The 25,144-nt window shown below is 63.0% G+C and carries 22 protein-coding genes, 1 tRNA gene and 1 pseudogene; all 24 read right to left on the reverse strand.

The features are described 5' to 3' along the window. Positions 1–4: 4 nt before the first annotated feature. Positions 5–1,063, reverse strand: coding sequence for a quinolinate synthase NadA (gene nadA, locus KI242_RS24225; RefSeq protein WP_077934669.1), 1,059 nt, complete (start codon positions 1,061–1,063; stop codon positions 5–7). A gap of 173 nt (positions 1,064–1,236) precedes the next feature. Then, complete coding sequence (locus KI242_RS24230; RefSeq protein WP_077934670.1) at positions 1,237–2,607, reverse strand: ATP-binding protein; 1,371 nt, start codon at positions 2,605–2,607, stop codon at positions 1,237–1,239. Beyond that, complete coding sequence (locus KI242_RS24235; protein WP_077934671.1) at positions 2,583–3,248, reverse strand: response regulator; 666 nt, start codon at positions 3,246–3,248, stop codon at positions 2,583–2,585. Before KI242_RS24235 ends, KI242_RS24230 begins: the two co-directional genes overlap by 25 nt. Positions 3,249–3,358: 110 nt before the next feature. Beyond that, positions 3,359–3,793: a hypothetical protein gene (locus KI242_RS24240; RefSeq protein WP_041119609.1), complete on the reverse strand. Its 435-nt coding sequence runs from the start codon at positions 3,791–3,793 to the stop codon at positions 3,359–3,361. 28 nt (positions 3,794–3,821) lie between these two features. After that, positions 3,822–4,589: a hypothetical protein gene (locus KI242_RS24245; protein WP_103289389.1), complete on the reverse strand. Its 768-nt coding sequence runs from the start codon at positions 4,587–4,589 to the stop codon at positions 3,822–3,824. 99 nt (positions 4,590–4,688) lie between these two features. Next, entirely contained in the window at positions 4,689–5,324 is a 636-nt protein-coding gene (locus KI242_RS24250) for a thioesterase domain-containing protein (RefSeq protein WP_015636758.1), read from the reverse strand. Then, a complete protein-coding gene (locus KI242_RS24255; protein ID WP_174395641.1) occupies positions 5,321–8,386 on the reverse strand; it encodes a non-ribosomal peptide synthetase in 3,066 nt (1,021 codons plus the stop codon). The genes KI242_RS24250 and KI242_RS24255 overlap by 4 nt, the downstream gene beginning before the upstream one ends. 4 nt (positions 8,387–8,390) lie before the next feature. Further along, entirely contained in the window at positions 8,391–9,401 is a 1,011-nt protein-coding gene (locus tag KI242_RS24260) for a zinc-binding alcohol dehydrogenase (RefSeq protein ID WP_152686392.1), read from the reverse strand. Next, positions 9,401–10,744: a 3-phosphoshikimate 1-carboxyvinyltransferase AroA gene (locus KI242_RS24265; RefSeq protein ID WP_015636761.1), complete on the reverse strand. Its 1,344-nt coding sequence runs from the start codon at positions 10,742–10,744 to the stop codon at positions 9,401–9,403. The genes KI242_RS24260 and KI242_RS24265 overlap by 1 nt, the downstream gene beginning before the upstream one ends. Next, entirely contained in the window at positions 10,741–11,949 is a 1,209-nt protein-coding gene (locus KI242_RS24270; RefSeq protein WP_011062905.1) for a Coenzyme F420 hydrogenase/dehydrogenase, beta subunit C-terminal domain, read from the reverse strand. Before KI242_RS24270 ends, KI242_RS24265 begins: the two co-directional genes overlap by 4 nt. Positions 11,950–12,062: 113 nt before the next feature. After that, positions 12,063–12,530, reverse strand: coding sequence for a GNAT family N-acetyltransferase (locus KI242_RS24275; protein ID WP_019094547.1), 468 nt, complete (start codon positions 12,528–12,530; stop codon positions 12,063–12,065). Next, positions 12,531–13,466 carry a DMT family transporter gene (locus KI242_RS24280; protein WP_053159884.1) on the reverse strand — a complete coding sequence of 312 codons (936 nt, stop codon included), beginning with the start codon at positions 13,464–13,466 and terminating at the stop codon, positions 12,531–12,533. A gap of 10 nt (positions 13,467–13,476) precedes the next feature. After that, positions 13,477–16,350 carry an AMP-binding protein gene (locus tag KI242_RS24285; RefSeq protein ID WP_212805615.1) on the reverse strand — a complete coding sequence of 958 codons (2,874 nt, stop codon included), beginning with the start codon at positions 16,348–16,350 and terminating at the stop codon, positions 13,477–13,479. Between the two features lie 21 nt (positions 16,351–16,371). Beyond that, positions 16,372–17,603: pseudogene (locus KI242_RS24295) on the reverse strand (aspartate aminotransferase family protein). A gap of 449 nt (positions 17,604–18,052) precedes the next feature. Beyond that, positions 18,053–18,128: transfer RNA gene (locus KI242_RS24300), tRNA-Lys, on the reverse strand. 63 nt (positions 18,129–18,191) lie between these two features. Continuing rightward, positions 18,192–18,893, reverse strand: a complete 702-nt coding sequence (gene queC, locus KI242_RS24305; protein WP_011063010.1) for a 7-cyano-7-deazaguanine synthase QueC — start codon at positions 18,891–18,893, stop codon at positions 18,192–18,194. A 1-nt stretch (position 18,894) separates the two neighbouring features. After that, positions 18,895–19,542: a 7-carboxy-7-deazaguanine synthase QueE gene (queE, locus tag KI242_RS24310; RefSeq protein ID WP_011063011.1), complete on the reverse strand. Its 648-nt coding sequence runs from the start codon at positions 19,540–19,542 to the stop codon at positions 18,895–18,897. A 166-nt stretch (positions 19,543–19,708) separates the two neighbouring features. Next, complete coding sequence (gene ybgF, locus KI242_RS24315; RefSeq protein ID WP_011063012.1) at positions 19,709–20,521, reverse strand: tol-pal system protein YbgF; 813 nt, start codon at positions 20,519–20,521, stop codon at positions 19,709–19,711. A gap of 6 nt (positions 20,522–20,527) precedes the next feature. Then, complete coding sequence (gene pal, locus KI242_RS24320) at positions 20,528–21,025, reverse strand: peptidoglycan-associated lipoprotein Pal (protein WP_003227510.1); 498 nt, start codon at positions 21,023–21,025, stop codon at positions 20,528–20,530. A gap of 53 nt (positions 21,026–21,078) precedes the next feature. Then, entirely contained in the window at positions 21,079–22,359 is a 1,281-nt protein-coding gene (gene tolB, locus KI242_RS24325) for a Tol-Pal system beta propeller repeat protein TolB (protein ID WP_015636767.1), read from the reverse strand. Between the two features lie 17 nt (positions 22,360–22,376). Then, entirely contained in the window at positions 22,377–23,438 is a 1,062-nt protein-coding gene (tolA, locus tag KI242_RS24330; protein WP_011063014.1) for a cell envelope integrity protein TolA, read from the reverse strand. Further along, positions 23,438–23,890: a protein TolR gene (tolR, locus tag KI242_RS24335; RefSeq protein ID WP_011063015.1), complete on the reverse strand. Its 453-nt coding sequence runs from the start codon at positions 23,888–23,890 to the stop codon at positions 23,438–23,440. Before tolR ends, tolA begins: the two co-directional genes overlap by 1 nt. 13 nt (positions 23,891–23,903) lie before the next feature. After that, positions 23,904–24,599 carry a protein TolQ gene (gene tolQ, locus KI242_RS24340; protein ID WP_011063016.1) on the reverse strand — a complete coding sequence of 232 codons (696 nt, stop codon included), beginning with the start codon at positions 24,597–24,599 and terminating at the stop codon, positions 23,904–23,906. After that, positions 24,589–25,056, reverse strand: a complete 468-nt coding sequence (gene ybgC / locus KI242_RS24345) for a tol-pal system-associated acyl-CoA thioesterase (RefSeq protein WP_011063017.1) — start codon at positions 25,054–25,056, stop codon at positions 24,589–24,591. Before ybgC ends, tolQ begins: the two co-directional genes overlap by 11 nt. Positions 25,057–25,144: the final 88 nt, after the last annotated feature.

Raw genomic sequence — 25,144 nt, forward strand, 5'->3', positions numbered from 1 at the left:
CCGATCAGGCGTTGCCCGCCAGTTTCATCCGCGCGGCCTGGGTGAAATCCAGCATGCGCTTCAGAGGGCGGAGCGCATTGGGGATCAGCGCCGGGTCGACGCTGATCTCGTTGCTGCCATCCTTCAGGCACTGCAGGGTACGCTCCAGGGTATTCATGGCCATCCACGGGCAATGGGCACAACTGCGGCACGCCGCACCATTGCCGGCCGTCGGCGCCTCGATGAACACCTTGTCCGGGCACAGCTGCTGCATCTTGTAGAAGATGCCGCGGTCGGTGGCGACGATGAAGGTCTTGTTCGGCAGGCGCTGCGCGGCAGCAATCAGCTGACTGGTGGAGCCCACCGCATCGGCCAGTTCGATCACCGAGCTGGGGGACTCCGGGTGCACCAGAATGGCCGCATCCGGATACAGCACCTTCATGTCTTCCAGCTGCTTGGACTTGAACTCCTCGTGAACGATGCAGGCACCGTCCCAGAGCAGCATGTCGGCACCGGTCTGGCGCTGGATGTAGGTGCCCAGGTGCTTGTCGGGGCCCCAGATGATCTTCTCGCCGTTATCCATCAGGCTTTCGACGATTTCCAGGGCGCAACTGGACGTCACCACCCAGTCGGCACGGGCTTTGACCGCCGCCGACGTGTTGGCATAGACCACCACGGTGCGCTCGGGATGCTGATCGCAGAAGGCCGAGAACTCCTCCACCGGGCAGCCAAGGTCAAGGGAGCAGGTGGCTTCTAGGGTCGGCATCAACACCCGTTTTTCAGGGTTGAGAATCTTCGCCGTCTCACCCATGAAGCGGACCCCGGCAACCAGCACGGTCTTGGCCGGATGGGCATTGCCGAAGCGGGCCATTTCCAGGGAGTCGGACACGCAGCCACCGGTTTCTTCGGCCAGGGCCTGAATCACCGGATCACAGTAGAAGTGTGCAACCAGCACCGCATCCTGAGCCTTGAGCTCGGCAGCGATGGCGGCACGCAGATGGGCCTCTTGCGCAGCGCTCAAGGGTTTGGGCTGCTTGGCGTCGAGGTGGGCTTGAACCAGAAGGCGTTCAGAAATTTGCGTCATGTTCGCAAGACCTGCAGGCGCTTGAGGCGCGAAAGTCGAGTATACCACCGGCTCCGGACCGCTTAAGGCCCCGCCGGGAGAGTGAGTTCATCAGGTACGGACAACATTGGAGCCGCGCAAGGCTACAGAATATCCAGGGTATTCAAAAGCCTATTCTGCCCAACAGCCGCGCCCTACCCTGCCGGCGGCACCTGCACCTGGGCAAAAGCCACCGTCACACACAACCCGCGTTTGGCCCGTTGGTCGGAGTAATCCAGCCAGACCCGGCCGGCATGCCGATCGGCAATGGCCTTGACGATGGCGAGCCCCAACCCGGAGCCCACTTCATCGCTGCCCAGCCCGCGATGGAAAGGGTCGAACACGCGCTCGCGCTCAGCCACGGCAATACCCGGCCCCGAGTCGCTGAACTGCAGCAGGATCTCGTCCTGCACCTGGGCCACTGACAGGTCTACCCGCCCACCTTGCGGGGTATAGCGGATGGCGTTGTCCACCAGGTTCTTCACCAGGGTCAGCAGGTCCTCCTGGCTGATCAGCACCTGCCTGTCCGGCCCACCTTCCAGGCCGATGTCGATCGCCTTGTCCTCCGCCAGGGGCAGCAGGTCCTCCAGCACCCGGCGGTACACCCCGTGCACCGAGACCGTCTCAACCCGGCCATTGATGGCCGATTGTGCAGACGCCAGCCCGAGCAATTGATCGATCAGCTTCCTGCCGCGCTCGATCCCCCGGCGCAACAGTTGCAGGCGCTCCCGAGCCAGGCTGGGCATCTCCACCGATGCCAGGCGCTCGGCCTGCAGGGACAAGGCCGTCAGCGGCGAGCGCAATTCATGGGCGGCATCCGCCACGAAACGCCGCTGCGTCGTCATGGACTGAGTCACCCGCAGCAACAGGCGATTGATGGCCCGCACGAAAGGCCGCACTTCGGTCGGCAGATGGCGCTCGTCGATCGGGTGCAATTCCTGCTCGTCACGCAAATCGATCTCGGCCGCCAACTGCTCGATGGGACGAAACAGTTTGCGCACCAGATCGGCAATCACCAGCAACAGCACGGGAAACAGGATCAGGAAGGGCAACAGTCCACGCCAGGCGCTTTCCCGCGCATCCCTGTCACGAGCGCCGGTTTCCTGGGCCACGGCAATCCGCAGGCCGGCGCTGGTGGTCTTGACCAGCACCCGAAACGGCTCGCCACCCACCGTCAGGGTCGACAGACCGTCCGCCAGGGTGGTGGGCAGCGGCAGGGGGATTTCGGCATCACTGTCCGCCGCCGCCCTGGCGCCATCGGCCAGGTATTGAACGACCACCCTGGATTCCTCGTTATCGTCGGCGACGACCTGCCCCGGCGGCGGGTAGGCCAGGGTCATGTGCTGGCGCTCGAACAGCGCGGCCACCTGGCGCAGGGTGTTGTCCTGCATCTCCAGGGCCTCGTCGAAGGCCGAGACATAAGCAAAGACTCCGGCCAGCAGCGCAACGATCAGCACCGCCACTGACAGGGCAATGGACAGCCTGAGCTGGACCGACTCGCTCAGACGTCTTTTGAAACCATCCATCCCAGCCCCCTGACGTTCTTGATCACCTGGCTTCCCAACTTGCGGCGCAAGGCATGGATCAGGAACTCCACCGCATTGCTTTCCACCTCCTCGCCCCAGCCGTAGATGCGGTCTTCCAGCTCGCTACGGGAAAGAATCGCCCCCGGGCGGATCAACAGCGCCTGCAACAAGGCGAATTCGCGGTTCGACAGCTGCACCGCAGGCTGCTCGAACGAGCTTGCCTGTTTCGATACCGGGTCCAGCGAGACCACACCATTGCCCAGCAGCGGTGCCGCGCTACCGCCTTTACGACGCATGACCGCACGCATTCGCGCCAGCAGCTCGGCCATGGCGAAGGGCTTGAGCAGGTAGTCGTCTGCGCCGCCGTCCAGGCCTCGCAGCCGGTCATCGAGGCTGTCACGAGCGGTAATGATCAACAGCGGCACCGGGTTGTTACGGCGGCGAATACTGTCGAGCACCTGCAACCCGTCCTTGCCGGGCAGGCCGAGGTCGAGCAGCACCTGGTCGTAATGCTGGCTGTCCAGGGCAGCCAGGGCGGTCACCCCATCGCTGACCCAGTCGGCGGCGTAGCCTGCATCCTTGAGGGCGCCCTGTATCGCCTCGGCGATCATCGCGTCGTCCTCCACCAGCAAGATCCGCATAGTGCCTCCGTAGTGAAACAGGCCCGGCCTGCGCTTGAGGAAGGCCGGGCCCGGGTCGAGTCCCCCCAAGGGTAATCACTCGCCTGCCGGTCTGCTGGAAAAGATGAGGGTCAGGCCTTGCCTTGCAAGCGACTGAACGTTGCCAGCAGATCGTCCATCGCCGACTTGCACTCGGCCTGTTGCGGGGTGCCGGCGCGCAGGGCGTCCAGTGCGCGGTCGATGCCCTTGTCCAACACATGCCAGTCACCGGCGGCACGGGGCTTCAAGCCGGCTTCGGCGGAGTCCCAGGCAACTTCCAGATCCTTGATCCGGCGCTTCGCCCCCGCCAGGTCCTGCTTGTCCACCAAGCCGGCCACATCACGGGCAATGGCCTGGAACTCGGCCAGGTCTCCCAGCCTGGAGGCCGTGGCCGCGGTAGCCTGGGCTGAAGCGGCAGTGCCGGGCTTGGGCGCATCGGCAGGCTTGGAACACCCCGCGGCCAGCCCCAGCAGGGCAATCATGGAAAGAGTCGTGGTGTAGCGAATGGCAGAGCGGATAAAGGCCATGATGAGTCCTTGAGTGAGGGTCGGATAATCAGTGGGAAAGGCGCTGACGGTTGTTGACGTTGAGCTGCGCGACGGTCACCAGCAAAAGAATCACGCAGAGGAAGATCGCGCTGGTCCAGGTGGCGCCCAGGCCCAGGCCACCGTAGGTCTTGGCTTGTGTCAGCAGGTCGCCGAGGGCGGCGCCAAAAGGTCGAGTGAGGATGTAGGCGATCCAGAAGGTCAGCACCGCATTGCCCCCCAGGCGCCAGGCCACCAGGGTCACGGTAATCAGTGCGGCAAAGATCAGCGCTCCCAGGGTAAAGCCGAGCCCCAGCGCCTCGGTGGCCAGGTCCCCGGCGGCGGTTCCCAGGGCGAAGGTGCAGAGCACGGTGGCCCAGTAGAACAGCTCGCGTCGCGGGGTAACGATCTGGCGGATCGACAGATTGCGCTCAACGGCGTACCAGACAGCGAAATTGACCGCCAGCAAGCCTGCAAACACTGCGGTGCTGAGGTACAGGCTGATGCCCAACTGATCGGTGAGCACATCGGTGATCTGGGTCCCGACGATGCTCACCAGGACCACGCTCAGCCAGTAGATCCACGGTGTGTAGGCCCGGCTGCGGAACTGCGCGAACAGCGCCAGCCCCAGCAACAGGGCCATGCCGATGCTGGTCACGCCCTGCCCCAGGCCGGCGTCGACGGCCAGGTAGTCGGCGCAGGTTTCGCCCACGGTGGTGGACATGATCTTGATGATCCAGAAGGACAGCGTCACCTCCGGAACCTTGTTCAGCCAATCGGTCTTGCTCAGCGGCTTCATCGGGTGCCTCTCCATAACGGCGCGTGTATTGGCGCGAGGCAGAGGCTACGAGGGAAAACTTAGCTGGAACTGAGGGCACCCCGAACGGGCCGGCTTCGATCACCAAGCAATGCGCTGCAAGGCCCCAGGGTCCAGCAGCCAGGTGAGCACATCGGGGCTATTGATCACCGAGCCATGGTGGCGCTGCTCGTCCCGCCAGTAGCGATTGTCCTGGGCCGGATCGAGCCCCAGGCCCGGGGCCAGCCCCTCGGCACTGCGCCCGGCGGACAACAGCACATCCACCGCGCGCCCCTTCAGCGGCACCGCCTGCCATTGGGACAGCAGCAGGATATTGCCGTGCACGCACTCGCGATTGACCAACTGCGCGTCCACCAGGTCATCGACGTAGGCATACTGCGGATCGGCCGCCAAACGCCGGGCAATGGCGTCCGGGGCCAACCCTCGAAGCTCGGCCAGCAGCGGCGGGTCCACCAACAGCAGCGGCCTGGCGGGCGCCGTGCTGCGGGCCACGCAACAGGCCGCCACATAAGCGCCGAAGGAGTAACCGAGCACCGCGTCCAGGGTCGTCAGCTCATGCTCTTGGGCAATCTGCCGGGCCAGGTCTTCGACACTGGAATAGGGCCAGTAGTCGCTGTAGTTGACCTGCACCAGCGACACCCGCCCCTTGAGTGCCCGGCCCAGGGCGGAAAAACAGATCGGATGGCCGACGAAGTCGGGAAAGCAGATCAGTTTCATTGACGTTGCCCCGCCGCGACAAAGGATTCGAGAAATGCCCTGGCCTGCGGCTCGGGCAGATAGCTGTTGAGCAGCACTTCGCAGCCCAGCGCCGACTTGACCACCGTCAGGTCGAGCAGGGTCTTGGGCCACTCGCTAACCGGGTTGGCAATCCGCGTTTGCAACCACCGGGCGTCACTGGCCGGCAGCTCGACGAAATTGCACAGGAACGCCGGAGCAAAGCCGTACAGGCCCAGGGCCGCGAGTATTTCCTCGCAACCCAAGGCCGCCCGGGCCAGCTTGGCATTCAGGTAATCCATGCAGGCCTGTGGCTCGCAGCCTTCGGCGAAGCGCCCGGGAGCCAGGGGCACGGGCACCGTGTAACTGGAGAATCCGCTGATCACCGAACGCTCAGCCCAGGCGAACAATAGATTGACGATCGGCGCCTCTATCCCCAAGCCCTCGGCACAGCCCTGGCGAAACGCCTGCAACAGGTGGAACAGACGCTGCGGCGAGGCCAGCTTCATCGGATCCATGGCCAGTGCCGCCCGCAACTGCAGCGCCAGGGCAGTGGCCGCCGGCGCCGGGACATCGGCCAGCGGCGCGTACTCCTCGGCCTCTTGCTCCCAGGCCTCGGTGCCGGCATCTGCCAGACGCTCATATTCCTCGGCCTGCATCAGGTTATTGCCGACAAAGGAAAAATCCGCCACCGGCGGCGACTGCACGCCCAGCGCCAACTGTTCAACGCTGCGCAGCAGGCTCAACTGGCCGACATGGTTGCCAAGGATGTGGTGCAGCCACAGCCCCAGGTGCAAGGTGCCGTCGATGCGCACCTTGAACAGGCTGCACAGGTCCTGCTCGAACAGTGACAGCGGCCGCTCAAGGAAATGCTCCACGCAGGCCTGCTGGCTGGGAAACTCCGCCACAGGCTCCAGCCACAGGCGCGCCGGCGGCTCGGGGGCCAGATCAAAACAGTACTCGCCCTCGACCCGCGCCACCCGACAGCCCGCCAGTGGATAGCGCTGCTTCAAGCCCTGGGCCAACGCCTGCAGGTCCAGCCCGGCGGCCGGCAACTGCTCGGGCCGGAACAGGTAGAGCACGTTGTTGGCCCGTAGATCCTTGTTGAACAGTTCGGCATACACCATCGACAACTGGCTCTTGTTCAAGCCGACCCAGCGGCTGTCGCCGGCAGCCGGCAACCGCCCGGAACCGCTGCGCAGCGCCTCCCGGGCGTGGCTAGCGGAGGTGGCGCGGACCACGGCAAAACGCCCCAGGTGAGTATTGATCGAAAACCCTGCATGGGCGGCGGGCAAGGACTCCTGCTCCGACTCGATCACGTAGTACTCCTGCGCACCGTTTTCCAGCAGGGACGCCAGGCCGGGTTGGGCCTGTAGCCAGTCCAGCAACTGGCCCAGGGTGGCCATGCGGTAGAACTGCTCCAGGCCCAGGCCTTCCCAGCCCAGGTGACGGTTCACCGTGCCCACCAGCTTGATCGCCGCCAGCGAGTTGCCGCCGCTGTCGAAGAAGCTGCGCTGCAGGTCATGAGCCGACACGCCGAAACGCGCGAGAAAACGCCCTGCCGGCGAGTCGTCCGTTTCAGTGGCCGGCTGCCCGAGACACAGGCGCTGCTTGAGCTCAGCAATATCCAGCTTGCCGGAAGAGCGCAGGGCAAAGCGCTCAACCTCGACAAATCGCGACGGCACCATGAACGGCGGCAGGCTTTGCCGGCCATATTCGGCCAGCACCCGGGGCTCGACCCCAGGCGCCTTGAGGTACACCAGCAGCAACTGCGCTTCGGTTCCCTGGTCATCCAGCAACACCACACAATCGAGCATTCCCGGGTAACGCTTGAAGGCGGCGGCGACCTCGGTCAGCGACAGGCGCTGGCCACGCAGCTTGATCTGGTCATCGCTGCGGCCATGGAAGTGATAGAGCCCCTGGCCATCCCGGGAAACCAGGTCGCCACTGCGGTAGCAACGCAGCGTCCGGCCCTGCCATGGCAGGTCGATGAAGCGCTCCCGGGTCAGCCCGGCATCCCCCAGATACCCCGGGGACAAGCCGCCCCCGGCGATCAGCAGCTCGCCGGGTTCATCCACCTCGCACGGCTGCCCGTCAGGGCGCAGCAGCAACAGGGTGGCATCGTCCACGGCCTGGCCGATGGGAATGTCCCGGGTGCTGTCGAAGCTGCGGGGAATGGCATAGACACAGGTACCCATGGTGTTTTCCGTGGGGCCATAACCGTTGTAGAGAACCAGCTCATCGGCGGCAGCATAGGCCTGGCGGACATGCCCTGCGGACAGGACCTCACCGCCGACCATCAGCCGCTTGACGCCCCGCAGCCAGCCGCGGTCGATATCGACGAAGGTGTTGAACAGGGTCGAGGTCAGCCACAGGCTGTCGACCCCGGCCTCGTGGATGTAACGATGCAGGTGTTCCATGGTCAGGGCGCCGGGAACATGGATATGCAATTCGCCGCCATTGAGCAGCGCGGTCCAGATCTCGAACTGCGAGGCGTCGAAGGTCAGGTTCGAGGCGTACAGCATGCGAAAGCCCGGCTGCAGCGGAAAATGTCGCGGCCGGTCGCAGAACCCCAACACCCCGCGATGGGTACAGGGAATGATCTTCGGCGCGCCGGTGGTACCGCTGGAAAAGTTCACGTACACCGGCTCGGCGCCGCATAGCGGCGGCCAGCACGCAGCCTCGTCCGTGGGCACGAGCAATTCATCCAGCGCCAGATACCCCGGGCCACCGGCGACCTCCGGCGTGACCCGCCAGCGCACGCCACTGCGTTCACACACCGACTGGTTCCACTGGGGCGGGTTGTTGCGGTCCAGATAGCAGTACGACAGGCCGGCCCGCACCATGCCCACCAGCAGCACCAGTTGTTCAATCGAGCGCTCCACCTCCAGGCCCAGGGTGCTGCCAGGCGTCAGGCCCAAGCCCAGCAAGCGGGCCGCCACCTGTGCCGAACGCTGTTCCAGCTCCCGGTAGCTGAGCCGTGCGCCGTTGCAGCTCAGCGCGGTATCCGTGGCATGCCGGGCGAAGACGTCGTCCAGGCACGAAGCAATAGATAGATGAGCCATGCCGTCACACTTCCCTGTGCTTGATCAGGTTGATTCCAGGGGCGAAGAACGCCGCGCCGTTGTAGTGCGCCAACGCCTGCCCCAGGTCCATCTCGACTCGCTGCAGGTGCTCCAGCCAATCCTTGCCGGCCACCAGGTAGTCGAGGCAGCGAGCGATGTTGCGCTCCACCGTGGCCTCCCCTGCCGGGCACTGCACGCTCTTGCGCCCGTGATGGTAGGCATCGTCGCGGTAACCGTTACCGCAGCGGGACACGTTGATGATGTCGATGTTGCCCATTTGCGGCGAGAGCTCCAGGGTCAGGCTGACCCGCCCAACATTCACCAGCCGCGAGCGGCCAGCCCCGTTGCCCTGCGGATTGAGCAAGGCCAGCAACCGCGGGAACAAGGCGCTGATATCAGCATCGATGCACAGGAAGATCCGGGTGAACTGCCCGGCCATCGCCCCCGGCTCGGCCAGCAGGTCGAGCACCTGCACCGGCAGGCCCGGGTCGATGGCGGCGGGGTTGAGGTCCGCGACCCAGATCCGCGCACCATGACAGGCCGCCACCAGGCTCAGCATCTTGCCCACCAGGCCCATGCCCACCACCAGGATCTGCTCCCCCGCCTGCAATTGCGCACGGTCCACCGCATGCACCGCAGTGGCACCCAGGGTGGCAAGAATCGCCTGGTCCTGGGTCAGTGGCGGCGGTACCTTGCACACCAGCCGCTGGGGCACCTGGATCCAGTTGGAATGGGTGGCAATCTTCCAGCCCATGGCCACCACCCGGTCCCCCGGCTGCACGCCTTCCACCTGGGGCCCTACGGCGCTAACCACCCCGGCCGCGCAATAGCCCAGCGGCAGTTGCTCGCCAGTCTCGCGTACCTGCTGCAGGTAATGACGCTCGGTGCCCGGGCTGACCATGGAGTAGTCCACCGCCACCTGCACTTCAGTGGCCGCCAGAGCGGCCAGAGGTTCATGCACGGTGATCACGCCATCGGCGCCACAGGCGGTGAGTGTGTATCGGCTGCTGCTCATCAGGCCTCCCGTCCGGTCAGGCGATCCAGGCACTGGGCAAACCCTGGAAATGAAGTCTGGTAGCAATGCCCTTCGAGGATGGTGGCCTGCAGCCCGTGAGCCAGCAGCAGGACGTGGGCGGTCATCGACAGGCGATGGTCGCCGAAAGTCGGGATCGCTCCCTGCACACTGGGCACCTGCCCGCCTTCCACCCGCACGTCGTAGCCGTCGACCTGGTAGTCCAGGCCCAGGGCATTGAGCATGCTGCGGGTGGCGGCGATCCGGTCCGATTCCTTGAAGGTCAGCTCGTAGAGGTCACTGAAGGTCGCACTGCCGGGCAGCACGCAGCTGATGGCCAGGGCCAGCGGCACTTCGTCGATCATTGCGTGGAACTGGTGCTTGTCGCGCAAGTCGTGAGCCCTGGGCTGGCCACCCCCGCGCAGCAGCAGGCGGCCCACCGGCTCGCCATGACGAATGCTGTCCACCTCCAGGGTCAGGTTGAAACCACAGGCCAGCAGCCAGTTGAAAAAGCCCAGGCGCGTAGGGTTCAGGCACACATTGTCGAAGCTCAGGCGCTGCTGCTCCTGGTGGCGGTTGCACAGCAGGAACAACGCCGCCGGATAGGCAATGGCCGAGGGGTCGCGAGGGATGCTGATCTCCTCGGGAATCGCGCAGTCCCGTGGCTGGTAGTGAATCTGCAACTGCTCGTCCTGCAGCCGGTCGCCAAAACTGTTGATGATGCGCTGGGTGTGATCCCGGGCCACCACCGGGTACCGGATCGACATCGGCTTGCGTGCCGCCACCCCGGCAAACAGCAAGGTGCTGATGGCCTGGGCGCTGCCGATGTGGATCTGCGCCGCGCCGCCGCGGAATGCAGCCTGGTGGATACGGATCGGCAGCGCGCCCGGACGCCCCAGGTACTCCAGGTGGGCGCCCATCTGGTTCAGGGGCTCGACGATCCAGTCGAAGGGGCGGTTGCGCAGGGTTTCGTCGCCATCGACGATGCACGGCACATTGAGCCCCACCAGCATCCCGATCAGTAACCGTGCGGCCGCGCTGGAGGGCCCCAGGTCGACCCGCCGCTCGTGGGTCGCCTGGGCGAACTCACCGCTGATCTCCAGGGTCTGGGGCGTCTGCCCTGGCGTCACCTCAAGGCCCAGTTGCTGCAGGGCATCGAGCAACAGGGTCACCGCCTTGCCGCGGTTCAGGTCCCGCAGGCGCACCGGATGCCGGGCCAGGGCGGCAAACAGGATCATCCGATGGCTGATGGACTTGTCCGATGGCAGGTAGCCGTCGATGTTGGCCCAGACTTGCTGTTGGCGGCCGAGGGTGAAATCGATGGGCCGGTCCGGGTAATCGATCATGGGCTACTCCTGTATTTGGCGGGGTTGATCAGTTCGGCGTCGTCCACCAGCGCTTCGTCCTCGAAGTGGTCGCCCACCCCGGGGCCCGCGGGCAACACCAGCGGCTGGGTTTCATAGAAGCGCCGACGGTTCTTCTTGCGTTCAAGGCCGAGGTTGAAGCCCCCAAGGTCGACTCCCCAGCTTTCCAGCCGGCCATGGGTGATGGCGCTGTCCACCAGGGCCTGGCCCATCTCGGTGCGGATCAGCGCGCGGCCGTGTTTCTGTTCTTCGGAACCGTTGAGGCTGGCTTCGAAGATGTTGGGGTCGCCGTCACACACGCTGACGTCGGCCAGCCCGCTCATCCAGTCACCGCAACTGAGGCAGCGAAAGGTCTTGTTGTCCTTGAGCTTGCCGAGGATCTCCCAGAAATCGATGCCAAAGGTCTGGCTGTCCAGCAAGGTGACTTGCAGCCGGCCGGGGTAATCGCCTTCGCGGTACTTGATATCGCGCACCTGCTGCGGGTCTTGCCCCAGCACCTCGCTGATGATGCTGTGGGTGCCGGCCGGCAGGGTGTTGGAGGAGCAGGCGGTCTCGATCACGCAAATGATCCGGCTGCGGGCCCAGTGGCCGATGGCCGTGTCCCGGCGCTGCAGCTTGCGGATCGCCTGGACGTGGCAGGCCAGCCCCACCACGGCGATGCGCGCGTCCGGCTGCTGTTCGTAGCATTCGCGCAGGGCATTGAGGTAAGGCGCCAGCTGGTAGGTGGACTGGGCATTGTTGATGATCGCCGCTGCAGCGCTGCCCAGTTGCGGCGCGCTGCGCCAGCCCTGCCCCGGATGACGGCCCATGGTCAGGGTCAGGTCCACGTCAAAGTGCTCCCGGGCGGTCAGCAGCAAGGTGGTGGCGGTACCGCCACTGGCCGAGCGCCGGACTATCTGCGGGTCGGTGGAACGCGCACCGATGGCCTGGCGGCTGATCCCCAGCCAGCGCTCTTCGGCGCGGCGGGTACGGCCGAACAGTTCCAGTTCGGAGCGATCGGTATCCGGCTGCAGCCCCGGGCACACCGCCAGGCACTCGGTGCAGCTTTCACAACTGTCGCCGATGCCCTCCAGCAGCGGCACCACCCGGTCCGGGTCGAAAACGATTACCTGCTGTGGGCACACCAGGGCGCAGGCGCCGCACCCGGCGCACAGATTCTGATCGAGCACCGTCAATTTCAATAACATCCCTGTCATCTTGGATAAGCCTCGTGTGCCGTTTTCCGGGTGCAGCCGGCCGCGCCCCCGCGAACCGGGGACGGGCAAGACCTGCTGTGCTGAAGTGGCCGCTGACGGTCAGATCAAAGCGGGCGTTCCATCTTGATGATCTCGATGGACACCGGGCTGTTGCCGCGGCTGAAGGTGCCCTCGCCGATCTTCTGGAAGCCGTGGTAGGCATAGAAGCCTTCGGCCGTCAGGGTCGCCTCCAGGTAGGCCGAGCTGGCACCGCTGGCCCGCAGCCGAGCCAGCGCCACCTCCAGCAGACGGCTGCCCAGGCCACGCCTGGCCACATCGCCACGGATGAACAGCTTGCTGACCTCATTGCCGTCGAGTTCGACGAACCCTTCGATCTGCTCGCCCTCGGCCAGCCACAGCGATCCCTTTTCCACGGCTTCGCGGTAGGTTTCCGGGGAGCGCCCATCGAGCCACATGCGGATCTGCTGATCGCTGTATTCAGAGGTGCACAGGCGCTCTACCGAGTTGCGGTGGGCCTCGAAAATACCGATCAGATCGTCCGTGGTGGCCTGGCGTATCCGTACATTGCTCATTCAGCTGAACTCCACTTTCTTGGGGGCGGGGTGGTAGCGAAACTTGAAATTGATCAGGCTGCCCAGCATCACCAGGGCACTGCCGAGCATCAGGTGCAGGCTCAGGGGCGTTTCCCCCAGCCACACCGACAGGTAGCTGGCGCCGATGGGGTACAGCACGCCGACATAGCCGGCGTTCTCGGCGCCCATGCGCTTGATCAGGTCGATGAACAGCACGAACACCAGCGCCGAGCACACCACCCCCAGGTACAGCAGGATGCCCAGATCGGCCAGGGTGCCCGGCAGTTGCAAGCCATGGCCGCCCAGCAACAGGCTGACGGCGTATAGAGCGCAGGCCCAGCCGGCCGCCACCTTGTTGATGTGCAAGGTGCCGAGCTGGCAGGTCTTCTGGATGTGCTCCGAAAGCACCGATCCGATGGCCACCGCCAGGAAGGAAGTCAGCCCCAGGGCCACTCCCGCCAGCGACAGCGGCCGCCCCGGATCGCCAAGCATGAACAGCCCCAGCCCGGCGATGCTCACCAGTGCGCCGAGCAGGTTGTGCAGGGCGACCGGCACATGCAGGAACAGGCGCTTGATGCCGATGATGTAGAAAATCACAAAGGCGCTGAGGCAGGCCATCTGCGCACTGCCCAGGTAAGCGGTGGCCAGGTAGGCCAGGCCGATGCCGGCATAGAAGTACACCGCCCCCACCCCGGCCATCAGCAAGTAGGCCTTGCGGGTTACCGGCTGCTGCGGGCCGGCGCACAGCCGTTGCCACAGCCACAGCACCCCGTAGGCAATGAGGAAGCGCAGCATCAGCGAAGAGCCGACATCGCTGTGTTCCACCTGCAGCGAAATGGCGATCCAGTTGGTGGACCAGATCAGCAGGCAGCCGAGGAAAATCAGCACGGCGACCGGTGAACGGGATTTCTTGTTGTTATCGGGTAAGGCGTTCATGGAGGTTTCTCTAGCTCAAGGCAGCGGTGATCCCGGTCAGCAGCGACTCCAGGCGTTCTTCGCCGAAGACCTGCGGGTCATAGTCGATTTTCAGCAGCAACTCGCCCGCGGCCAGGTAGCCGGTGAACTCCAGGTGATGGCTGGGGCTGCCCTGCATCAGTTGCAGGCTCAAGGGATGCACGCCGACCCGGGCCCCGGGCGGGTTCTCCACGGCGCCCAGGAAGTTGTAGCTGTAGCCGCAATCGAACAGGCCCTTGAGGCGCTCGGCCTCGGGCGTGGCGAAATAACGGTTGCCGAAGCTGTGGGCAATGCCCTGGCTGGCTTGCTGGCCGGCCTTGATTTCCCTGGCGATCTGCTCCAGGTCCAGGCTGGCAACTTGCAGCACCAGGGGGTAGATCACCGTCAGCCAGCCGAACACGCTGTTGAGCTCGGCGCCGCTCTTGTCCAGGGCCCGCCCATGGTCGAGCAAATGGACTTTCTGGAACGGGTTGTCATCGCTCTGGCTCATGGCGCGCAGGATGGCCGCCAGCAGCAACTGGCTGGTCTCGGCCACACCCTGGGCCCACTGCGGCAGGTCGCGGACCGGCCCCAGGCACAGTTCGGCTCGCCGAAAGGCCTCGCGCCGGGGAAACTCGGGGCGCTGCCCGGTCAACTGCGCGCAGCGGCCCCAGGGCAGTGCTTCCCAGAACGCTTCATGGGTCGCCGCGGCATGCTCGCGCTGGTAGCTCTGCTGCCACTCCTCGAAGGCCGTCGGCCGCGGCCAGCTTTGCATGCACTCCAGGCCCTGCCCCAGGCATTCGTCCAGCTCGGAAACCAGCAGCATCCAGGAGTAGCGATCGACCTGGAACTGGTGCCCGGCAATGATCAGGTGATGGCCAGCGGCGTCCTGTTGCTGGCTGAAGCAGAAGAGTTGCCCCTGGCTCAGGGAGATGGCTGCGCAGGTCCGCTGCACCGCTTGCTGCAGATCCGTTCCGGCAGGCTGCAGCCCCTGATCCTGAACGCCCGCCTCGATAAAGTGATGGCGGAAAATTGCCCGCAGCGCCTGGCTGACTCGCTGTGGCTCCTGGCCGGCGGCTATGTCCAGCACCAGGGCCTGGTTCCAGTGATCCAGGTCGCTGATGCCGCGGCTCAGCAGGAAGCGGCGATTGGGCAGGCCCTCGACCTGCGGCCGGGAAACCCCGGGCCGGGCCTTGGCCGCCGCCGCATGCACCGGCAATTGCCCCAGGGCCTGATCCGACAGCAACTCTTCCAGGTCCAGCACCAGGCCCTTTCTCTTCAGCGTGGCAACCACCTGCAAGGCCCGCAGCGAATCGCCGCCATTGTCGATAAAGCTCTTGGCCCGGTCCGGGCTCTGCCCGCCAAGTACCTGGCCGATGGCTTGCCAGAAAGGCTCCGGTGCGGCCTGTGCCGGCTCCGGCGCCGCCATGGCGCGGGCAGCCAGTTGCGCCAACGCCTGCCGGTCGATCTTGTTGTTGCGGTTCAAGGCAAAACGCTCCACCAGCAGGAAGCGCGCCGGCACCCGGTGCGCCGGCAGTGCGGCCCTGGCGGCCTGACGCAGGAGGTCTTCGCCAAGGCTGGCGTCACGGGCAATGACAAAGGCCACCAGGGCCAGGTTGTCCCCGGCCTGATGGGCGATCACACAGGCTTCCCGTACCTGGGCCAGAGCCTTGAGCTCCGACTCCACCTGGACCAGGCTGACCTTCTGCCCGTTGATCTTGACGATGGAATCCTTGCGCCCCAGCAGGCGTATGGCGCCATCGGGCTGGTGGCACGCCAGATCACCGGTGGCGTAGCACTGGCGCTGCGAGTCCAGGGGGCTGGGTTGGGTCAGCTCGACGATCAGCCCGCTGGCCGGGTCCAGGCGCCGGGCCACCAGGGAAGAATAGAGCAGCAGTTCCCCCACACCTTCGCCGTAGGGCTGCCCCGGTTCCTTGGCAATGTCCAGGGTGACGCCTTCCACCGGCCGGTCCAGGGCCCAGGTCGGGTCCTGCAGCGTCTGCCCCTGGTCGATGCGGGCGTAGAGCGCGGTGGTGCATTCGGTCGGCCCGTAGGCGTTGAACAGTTGCGAGCCTGGGGCAAAGGCGTGGTTGAAGCGCCGAATGTCCGAGGGGTGGATGATCTCGCCGCCGATCACCAGTTGCTTGGGCCGGGCATAGATGGCGCTCGCATCGCTGTAGAAGGCACGCAGATAGGGCACCGTCATATGCAACACATCGATGTCATGTTCGGCGATCAGCGCCTCGACTGCGGCGAAGTCATGCTCCCGGGGGTTGAGGCTGCACAGGGTGGCGCCAGTCTTCAGGCTGGCGAAGATGTCCATCAGGCCGGCGTCCCACCCCGCGGAAGCCAGTTGCAGCACACGCTGCCCGAGGCCGATTCCGACATAGCCGATGTAGTTGTCAATGTGCCGGCCCAGGGCCTCGATGCGCTGCACTATGGCCTTGGGCTCGCCAGTGGAGCCGCTGGTGAAGATCACGTAGTCCTGGCAACGCAACGGGTATTCCCGGCCAGGGGGCACGGGCCGGGCTTGCAGGTGCTGCAGGTCGAGCACCGGCAAGGAACGGGTCAGTTGTGAACCAGGCCGTGTCGTGCCATTGAGGACCAGGTTCACGCCCAGGTGCTGGAGCACCGGCATCAACTCGTCGAGGTTGCTCGCCGGGTCGATGAACACCACTCGCCGGGCGGCGGACAAGGCCGCGATCAACGCCGCATACATGGCCCGGCCATGGCTGGCATACAGCGCCAGCACCGGCTCCGGCAGCCCTTGCAGCTGGGCGCTGACCCCCTCGCGCAACTGGTCGAGCGCGGCAAAGCCAAGGCTGCCCTGGACATCGATGACACCCGCAACATCGGTACCCGCCATGCGGGTAAAAGCCTGCAACATGATATCCCTGCCTTGTTGTTATTAGAGGGAGCGACAAACGCCCTGCAGCGTCTGCATGAATGCCTGGATTTCCTGCTGGGAGATGCTCAGTGGCGGGGTCAGCTTGACCGTCGCCGGATTGCGCCCGCCGGTGCGCACGATCACCCCGTGCTCCAGCAGACGGTTGCGCAACGCCAGTACATCAGCGCCCTGGCCCTCGAAATCGAAGGCGAGCATCATGCCGCGGCCGCGCACATTGACCACTCGCGCGTCCTGGCCCCCAGGCCTTCCAGGGCCTGGCGTAGGTACGCGCCGTTACTCGCCGCCCACTGCCAGGGCTGTTCCTGGTGGTAGATATCCAGCACCTTGGAAGCCACGGCACAGGCCAGCGGCATCAGGGTGAAGGTGGAGGAATGCTCGGCATAGCCCAGGCAGTCCACCAGTTCCGGGCGGCCTACCACCGCCGAAATCGGCAAGCCATTGCCCAGGGCCTTGCCCAGCACCAACAGGTCCGGCAGCAGTTGCGGGTTGCTGAAAAACGGCGTTCCGGTGCGGCCAAAACCGGTGTAGATCTCATCGAATATGGTGATCACGCCGAAGATCCTGCCCAGTTCGACAATCGCTTCGAGCAACGCCAGAGGCACCGGATACATGCCCTCCGCTGCCTGGATCGGCTCGATGATCAGCGCCGCGGGCAAGCAATTGGCCTGCTGCGCCTGGCGCAGATCCTCGGCCAGTTGCTCACGCCACAAGGCGGCCAGGGCCGGGTCCTGGTCGGCGTCATAGTCCAGGGCCAGGGCGGTCAGTTGCAGGCTGTCGCCACCGGCCAGGTGCTTGCGAAAACCGCGGTTGGAGGTCACCGACAGGGCGCCCTGGGTCTTGCCATGGAAGGAATTGTGGAAATACACCACGCCCTGGCGTCCGGTAGCGGCGCGGGCGATTTTCAGCGCCACCTCGATTGCCTCGGCACCGGTGACCGCGCCAAACACCGAAGCCTGCGCATAGGGCACCAGCCCCTCCAGCTTGGCGACCACTTCATGGCGCTGCGGGTTGTCGATGTTCCAACCGGTATGGATCAGCAGTTCGGATTGACGCTTGAGGACTTCGACCAGGTCATCGCGCTGATAACCCAGGTTGGCGGCACCGCTGCCACCGGACATGTCGAGGAAGGATTTGCCCTGCTCATCGTAGAGAAAGCACCCCTTGCCACGAATGACGGAAGGGCTGGAGGGGGCACTGCGCCTAACGGATATTGCAACTGCTTCTGTGAACATCCTGTCACCTTGAGTAAGCCGGGCTTATGACTCACGCACAGACTCAGGGACAGATTCGTACAGGCAGGGCAAAGCCCTGCTGACTGCGAAGTTACCGACCCTGGTATGTGTTCTCCTTGCCAGGGACGCAACCCCTGTCGGCAATGGCGGCAAGATTTACGCGGGAGGCATTTGCGCTGTCAACGAGCCCCGCACTTATTCTGAATTTAAAGCGATAACCCCTGAAAAAAAGGGGGAATTCAGATAAAGCCCCTGAATTTATCAAGGTTTTTAGAGATGAGTCCGGCTACCGGCAAAAGGCCAGCCTCTGCAGAAGAGTTGATATTCAAGCAGTGAGAAGAAGACAAGCTGAGCAGCTGAGTGGCGGGATCACGGTTTTTTGCAAGGCAAAAAAAAACCCGGAAATCCTCACTTTCGTGGGCCTTCCGGATTTTCTAAACCGCCAAATATGGTGGGTCGTGTGGGATTCGAACCTACGACCAATTGGTTAAAAGCCAACTGCTCTACCAACTGAGCTAACGACCCGCTGTGTGGTGGCGCGTATAATACTGATTTCTAACGGGAATTCAACACCCCATATGAAAAAAATCAAAAATAAGGTGTTGGATCACTGATTCCGGCCGCCTTGAAGCCTTCAGCACGCAAACGGCAGCTGTCACATTTGCCGCACGCGTGGCCGCTATCGTCTGCCTGATAGCAGGAAACCGTCAGCCCGTAATCAACCCCCAGGCGCACCCCAGCCTGGATGATCTCGGCCTTGCTGAGGTTCTGCAGCGGCGCCTGGATACGAAAGCCCTGCCCTTCGACACCGGCCTTGGTCGCCAGGTTGGCCATGCGCTCGAAGGCTTCGACGAACTCGGGACGGCAATCCGGATAACCGGAATAATCCACCGCATTGACACCGATGAAGATATCCCGCGCGTGCAGGACTTCCGCCCAGCCCAGGGCCAGGGACAGGAAGACGGTGTTGCGTGCCGGCACGTAGGTGACAGGAATGCCCTCCCCCGGCGCCTCTGGCACCTCGATGGTGCTATCAGTCAGTGCCGAGCCGCCAATACCGTTGAGGTTCAGGCCGATCACCTTGTGCTCCACCACACCGAGGTCCCGGGCCACGCGCTCGGCGGCGTGCAACTCGGCCCGATGGCGCTGGCCGTAATCGAAGCTCATGGTGTAGCAGCGGTAGCCTTCGGCGCGAGCCATGGCCACCACCGTGGCAGAGTCCAGGCCACCGGACAGCAGGATCACGGCACGCTTTTCACTCGAAGATGGGTTCTGTGCTTGTTCAGTCATGTCAGCGCCCCGGCTCGTCATTCCAAAGGTATTTATGCAGCTGCAGTTGCAGACGTACTGGCAGGTTGTCAGCGACGATCCAGTCCGCCAGGTCTCGTGCATTCAAGTCATGGTGGCTGGGCGAAAACAGCACTTCGCCGGCGCGTCGCTCAAGACCGTACTGGATCAGCTTGGACACCGCCCAGTCATAGTCCTCGCGGGAGCAGATGACAAACTTGACCTGGTCGTTGGCGGTCAGCAGCTCGATATTCTCATAGCGGTTGCGGTGCGCTTCCTTGGAGCCGGGAGTCTTGAGATCAAGGATCCGGCTGACGCGCGGGTCCACCGCAGAGATATCCAGGGCACCGCTGGTTTCCAGCGAGACCTCGTAGCCGGCATCGCACAAGTGCTGGAGCAAGGGAATGGCATTGGGCTGGGCCAGAGGCTCGCCACCAGTGACGCAGACGTAGCGAGGGCGGAAACCGGCAACCTGCTCCAGCAGGCTATCGAGGGTCCGCTGGCTACCGCCGCTGAACGCGTAGGCACTGTCGCAGTATTGGCAACGCAACGGGCAACCGGTCAGGCGCACAAAAACCGTGGGCAGCCCGGCAGTCCGAGTTTCCCCCTGCAACGAGTAGAAAACTTCGGTGATTCTCAATGTGTCTTGCATAGTCGCCACGGGCGTAACAGCTAAACAGGCTGTCCGCCTCCGTCAGGCACTTCAAGGAACCCCGCCATCGCGCAGATCCCAGGAAGCGTGTTTCAGAAAAAGGGCATGGATTCTAACGAAAAAACCCGCGACAAGCGCGGGTTTCTTGTAACGGAGGCCAACGCACTTACATGCGCTGCAGGTCCCGTTGGGCCAACTGAGCGGCGGAAGTGCCCGGATACTGGGCCACCACCTGCTGCAGGATGCCCTTGACCCGGTCGGTGTGACCGAGACGACGCTCTACGTCAGCCAGCTTGTACAGCGAATCCGGCACCTTGGCGTGCTTGGGATACAGCTGGGAAACCTTGGCAAATGCCTGGCCCGCACCTTGCAGGTCGCCTTTGGCCAGGTTCACTTCACCCAACCAGTACTGGGCATTGCCGGCGTACTGGCTGTTGGGGTACTTGCGCAGGAATGCCGAGAAGGCCTGGCTGGCCTTGTCGAAATCCTTGGCCTTGATCAGGTCGAAGGCAGCATCGTAGTAGAGCTTTTCCTTGGCCGGATCACCGGGTTCGCTACTGGCGGCTGGCGCCTGAGCAGCGGCACCGGCAGCGCTGTTATCGCCACCGGCAGAAGAATTCTCAGGAGTTGCGGCAGGTGCGACACCGCTTCCTATGCGTCGATCAAGGTCCTGGTAACGCTCCAGGCTTTCTTGCTTCATCCGCGCTACATCATTTTGCAGAACTTCGATCACACCCTGTTGGCGTGCAATCTGTTCCTGCATTTGCTGCAGTTGCTGGAACAGCTCGCCCTGTGCCGAGACAGGGGTCGAAACCCCTCCCCCGGCATAGGCGCCGTTCGTGCCATAACCCGCTGGCGGATAACTGCTCCCGCTATTGTTATAGCCGGAGTTGTTATCGACCACAGGAACCGCAGACCACGCCGCGAGCGGCGTGAGACTGAGAGCCAAAATAGTTACAGCACGACGGCACGTTCGCATGACGAATTACTTACGCAGTTCGACGCGACGGTTTTGAGCCCAGGACTGCTCGTCGTGGCCAGTAGCAACTGGACGCTCTTTACCGTAGGAAACCAGCTCCAGCTGTGCAGGGGAAACGCCCTGCAGAACCAGGTAGCGCTGAACGGCTTTAGCACGACGCTCGCCCAGAGCCATGTTGTACTCACGAGTACCACGTTCGTCGGTGTTGCCTTCCAGAACAACGCGAGCGCCGTTTGCTTTCAGGTCTTTGGCGTGAACGTCCAGAGCGCGCATGGCTTCTGGCTTCAGGTCCGAGCTGTCGTATTCGAAGTAGAAGGTGGTGATTGCGCGCAGAGCAGCTTCTTCGCTCAGGGAGCCATCAACAGCACCGGTGTTAGCGCCGTAACCAGCGTTTGGATCAACAGCGCCTTCACCGGCATTGTCGCCGCCTTTGGAGGAGCAACCTACAGCCACAGCCATGGCCAGAGCCAGCGCAGCAAACTTACCAAACTTCAACATTTCCATCGTGAAACTCCTAATGAACCCCAGTGTGTTAAGTGAAACATTGTAGCGCCGCGTCAGTTCAGGTAAGGGGACCAGGACGGTTCTCTGACTTCGCCTTGAGCGGTAGGAAGCGGGAGCCTCACACGTCCATTAATGGACACGAGCATCAAGACTCCCCGGCCCTGCTGGCGGGTGGCGTAGATTACCATGGTGCCGTTGGGCGCAACAGTAGCTGACTCATCAAGGTTAGTGTCTGTAAGGATTTTTACGCTACCGCGCTGCAAATCCTGAGCCGCTACCCGGAAGTTGGTGAAACCATCCTGGCGGTGAATCATTACCAGGGTCTTTTCGTCAGCAGAAAGTTTCGGGTTGGCGTTGTAGTTACCAATAAAGGTCACACGCTCGGCGCCACCGCCATTGATATTGCTTTTATAGACTTGCGGCTTGCCGCCACGGTCGGAGGTGAAATAGATGGTGGAACCATCCTTGCCCCAGAACGGTTCGGTGTTGATGCCCGGGCCACTGGTGACGCGGCTGATCTGCCGGGACGCCATGTTCATCACATAGATATCCGGGTTGCCGTCCTTGGACAGCACGAAAGCCAGGCGGGTGCCATCTGGCGACCAGGCTGGAGCGCCGTTCAGGCCTTCGAAGTTGGTGATCTGCTCACGACGCCCGGTATCGATGTGCTGGACGAAGATGCGCGGGCGCTTCTGCTCGAACGACACGTACGCAATGCGCTTGCCATCCGGAGCAAAGCGCGGCGACAGGATCGGCTCGCGAGACTGCAACAGGGTTACCGCCCGAGCACCGTCGTAGTCCGAACGCTGCAGGGTGTAACGGGTGTTGTTCACCGAGAAACGCTCAGCCGTCACATACAGCAGGCGCGTAGAGAACGCCCCCTTGATGCCGGTGAGTTTTTCAAAGGACTGGTCGGAAATGTAGTGCGACATGTCCCGCAACTGATCAACGCTACCCGACACGCTGCCGGTCAGCACTTGCTGCTCGGTCGCGACGTTGAACAGCGCGTACTGCACCTGCAGGCGACCGCCGGCTGGAACAATGCTGCCGACCATCACGTACTGGGCGCCCAGGGCTTTCCAGTCGCGGAAAATGACTTCGCTGGCCTGGGTCGGCAAGCTGATCATGTTCTGCTTTGGAATCGGTGCGTAGTAACCCGAGTTGCGCAGGTCATCACCGATGATCTGTGCCATGTCGTCCGGCAGCACGCTGCCGCCCTGCCAGCCAAACGGCACTACCGCAATCGGCGTCGCCCGATCACTGCCACTGGTGACCAGAATGTTTTTTTCGTCCGCTGCCGCTATCCCTGCCATACAGCAAATAACGACAAGCATTCCTCGAAGAAGGTTTCTCACAAGGCTAGATCCTCAGGTGTGAATGTCATCTTGAATGAACGATAGGGCGCGAAATCCTTCGGACTCAAACCCTGCATTTCTGTCAAACGCCCAATGTTCTTGACTGCCGCCACCGCCGAAGCGTCGAACGGACCATCACCACTGGACTTGATCACGCTGACCGTGGTCACCGTGCCATCAGGCAACATGCCGATCCGCAGTTCCACCGTCATGCCCTTGCGCGCCGAAGGAGGACGAGCCCAGCCTTCCGCCGCACGAATGCGAATCAGGTCATCGAAACTGCCTGCGACACTGTCACCCACCTCATCCGACTTGGTGGCTTCACGCTCCGGCTTATCGGACAGCAAGTCCGCCAGGGCCTGGGCCTTTTTCTCTTCGGCAGATTTGCGCGCTGCTTCCTGGGCCTTCTTCTTCGCAGCGTCGGCAGCAGCTTTCTTCTTGGCATCCTCGGCGATCTTTTTCTTCGCTTCGTCTGCTTCAGCTTTTTTCTTCGCGTCTTCCGCGGCTTTCTTCTTCGCGTCTTCGACGATTTTCTTCTTCGCTTCTTCAGCGGCCTTTTTCTTGGCCTCTTCTTCAGCAGCTTTCTTGGCTTCTTCTTCGGATTTCTTCTTGGCTATATCAGCCAATTGTTTCTCTTCAGCCTTTTTCGCTTCTGCGGCTTTCTTGGCGTCATCCGCCTTCTTCGCCTCATCGGCTTTCTTGGCCTCATCGGCCTTTTTCGCTTCCTCGGCTTTTTGAGCAGCCTCTTCTTTCTTTTGTTCCGCGGCCTTGATCTCTTCCTGCTCGACCTTCTTCTGCTCCAACTGTTCGGCTTCGGTCTGGCGCGCGGCGGATTTCTTCGCCTCACCCGCAATCTTGTGATTGGTCTGGGTGGTTGCCGGACTCTTGGATTTGAGCTGGTACAGGGTCGCTTGAACGATCGGCTTGGCCGGGGGCAGTTCCGGGGTCATGGCAAAGCTGACGAACAGCATGCCAAACACCAGCACGTGCAGGGCAATTGCCCAGACACTAGGCCAGAAGTAGCTTTCCGAGGCGGACGGCTCTCGCTGTTGGTGCATCAGGGCGCCTCGGTAATCAGGCCAACGTTACCGACTCCGGCTTTCTGCAGGCCGCCCATGGCACCCATCACGGCGCCGTAGTCGACGGATTTATCACCGCGAATGAACACCTGGGTGTGCTTGCCGCCTTCATTGCCGGCACGGATGATCTTGGTCACCGCGTCGGTCATCTGCGGCAAGGTCATCGCCTTGTCCTGTTGCTTTTCGGTGTCGACTTCGCTGCCAAGGTTCCAGTAGTAGGTCTTGTCAGCCTTGATCGAGATGGTCAGCACCTGGGTGTTGTTGTCCTGGGGCAAGGCTTCGCTGGAAACCTTGGGCAGGTCAACTTTCACGCCCTGGTTGAGCATCGGCGCGGTCACCATGAAGATAACCAGCAGTACCAACATCACGTCGATGTAAGGCACCACGTTCATCTCGGCAACCGGCTTGCGTTTGTGGCGAACTCGGGCCATGGGTTTTACCTGCTCACTCTTCGCTGGTGTGCACTTTACGGTGCAGGATCGCCTGGAACTCGTCGGCGAAGGTGTAGTAACGGCTGATCAGCGTCTCGCCACGAGCGGCGAAGCGGTTGTAGGCGATCACCGCCGGGATGGCCGCGAACAGGCCGATGGCCGTGGCGATCAGTGCTTCGGCGATACCCGGGGCTACGGTAGCCAGGGTCGCTTGCTGGGCCTGAGCCAGGCCGCGGAAGGAGTTCATGATCCCCCAGACGGTACCGAACAGGCCGATGTACGGGCTGACGGAACCGACAGTGGCGAGGAACGGCAGGCTCTGCTCGAGCTTTTCTTCTTCGCGGGAAATCGCTACGCGCATGGCACGGGCCACGCCTTCCATGACCGCTTCAGGATCGACACCCGGTTGCTGGCGCAGGCGGGAGAACTCCTTGAAACCGGCACGGAAGATCTGCTCCACGCCGGAATCCGGATCAGGGTTGCTGCCCGCCTGGCGGTACAGCTTGGACAGGTCGATACCGGACCAGAAGCGCTCTTCGAAGCTCTCCAGGGCACGTCGACCGGCACGCAGCAGGTTGCTGCGCTGAAAGATCATGATCCATGAAGTCACCGATGCGGCAACCAGGGTCAGCATTACCAACTGCACTACAACGCTGGCATTGCTGACCAGGCTCCACATGGAGGAATGGTCGACGACGTTAGCTTCCACGCTTTATCTCCTGCTCTGAGTGTGTACCCGCGCTGCTCTCGTCGGCAAAGGCCGTACGCAGAGCGTCTGGAATGGCGCGGGGTTTGAAATTGTCGGCGCGCACACAGGCCACCAGGAACTGCCCTTCACAGAGCAGTGCATTGTCTTTGGCTCGCCTGACCTGCTGAGTGAAGCGCAGGCTGACCCGGTTCAATTCGGTAACTTGGGCACTGACCAGAAGTTCGTCGTCCAGTCGCGCCGGCGCGTGATAACGCGCTTCGCTGGAGTGCACGACAAATAACAGGTTCTCCCCCACCAGCTGCGACTGGGCAAAACCCAGGTGTCGTAGCCGCTCGGTTCGAGCCCGCTCCATAAACTTAAGGTAATTAACGTAATACACGATGCCGCCGGCATCGGTGTCCTCGTAATAAACGCGACAACGATGTGCGAACGGCTCAAGCCCGTTTTGCGCGCGCATACTCTAGTGCTTACTCCTCAGGTTGCCAATCCGGCCAGGCAACTGTTTTTTCATTCTTGTACGACTTTTCGTGATGTTTTAACCATGC

This window comes from Pseudomonas sp. Eqa60 (assembly GCF_018326405.1).
In the GTDB taxonomy this organism is placed as follows: domain Bacteria; phylum Pseudomonadota; class Gammaproteobacteria; order Pseudomonadales; family Pseudomonadaceae; genus Aquipseudomonas; species Aquipseudomonas protegens.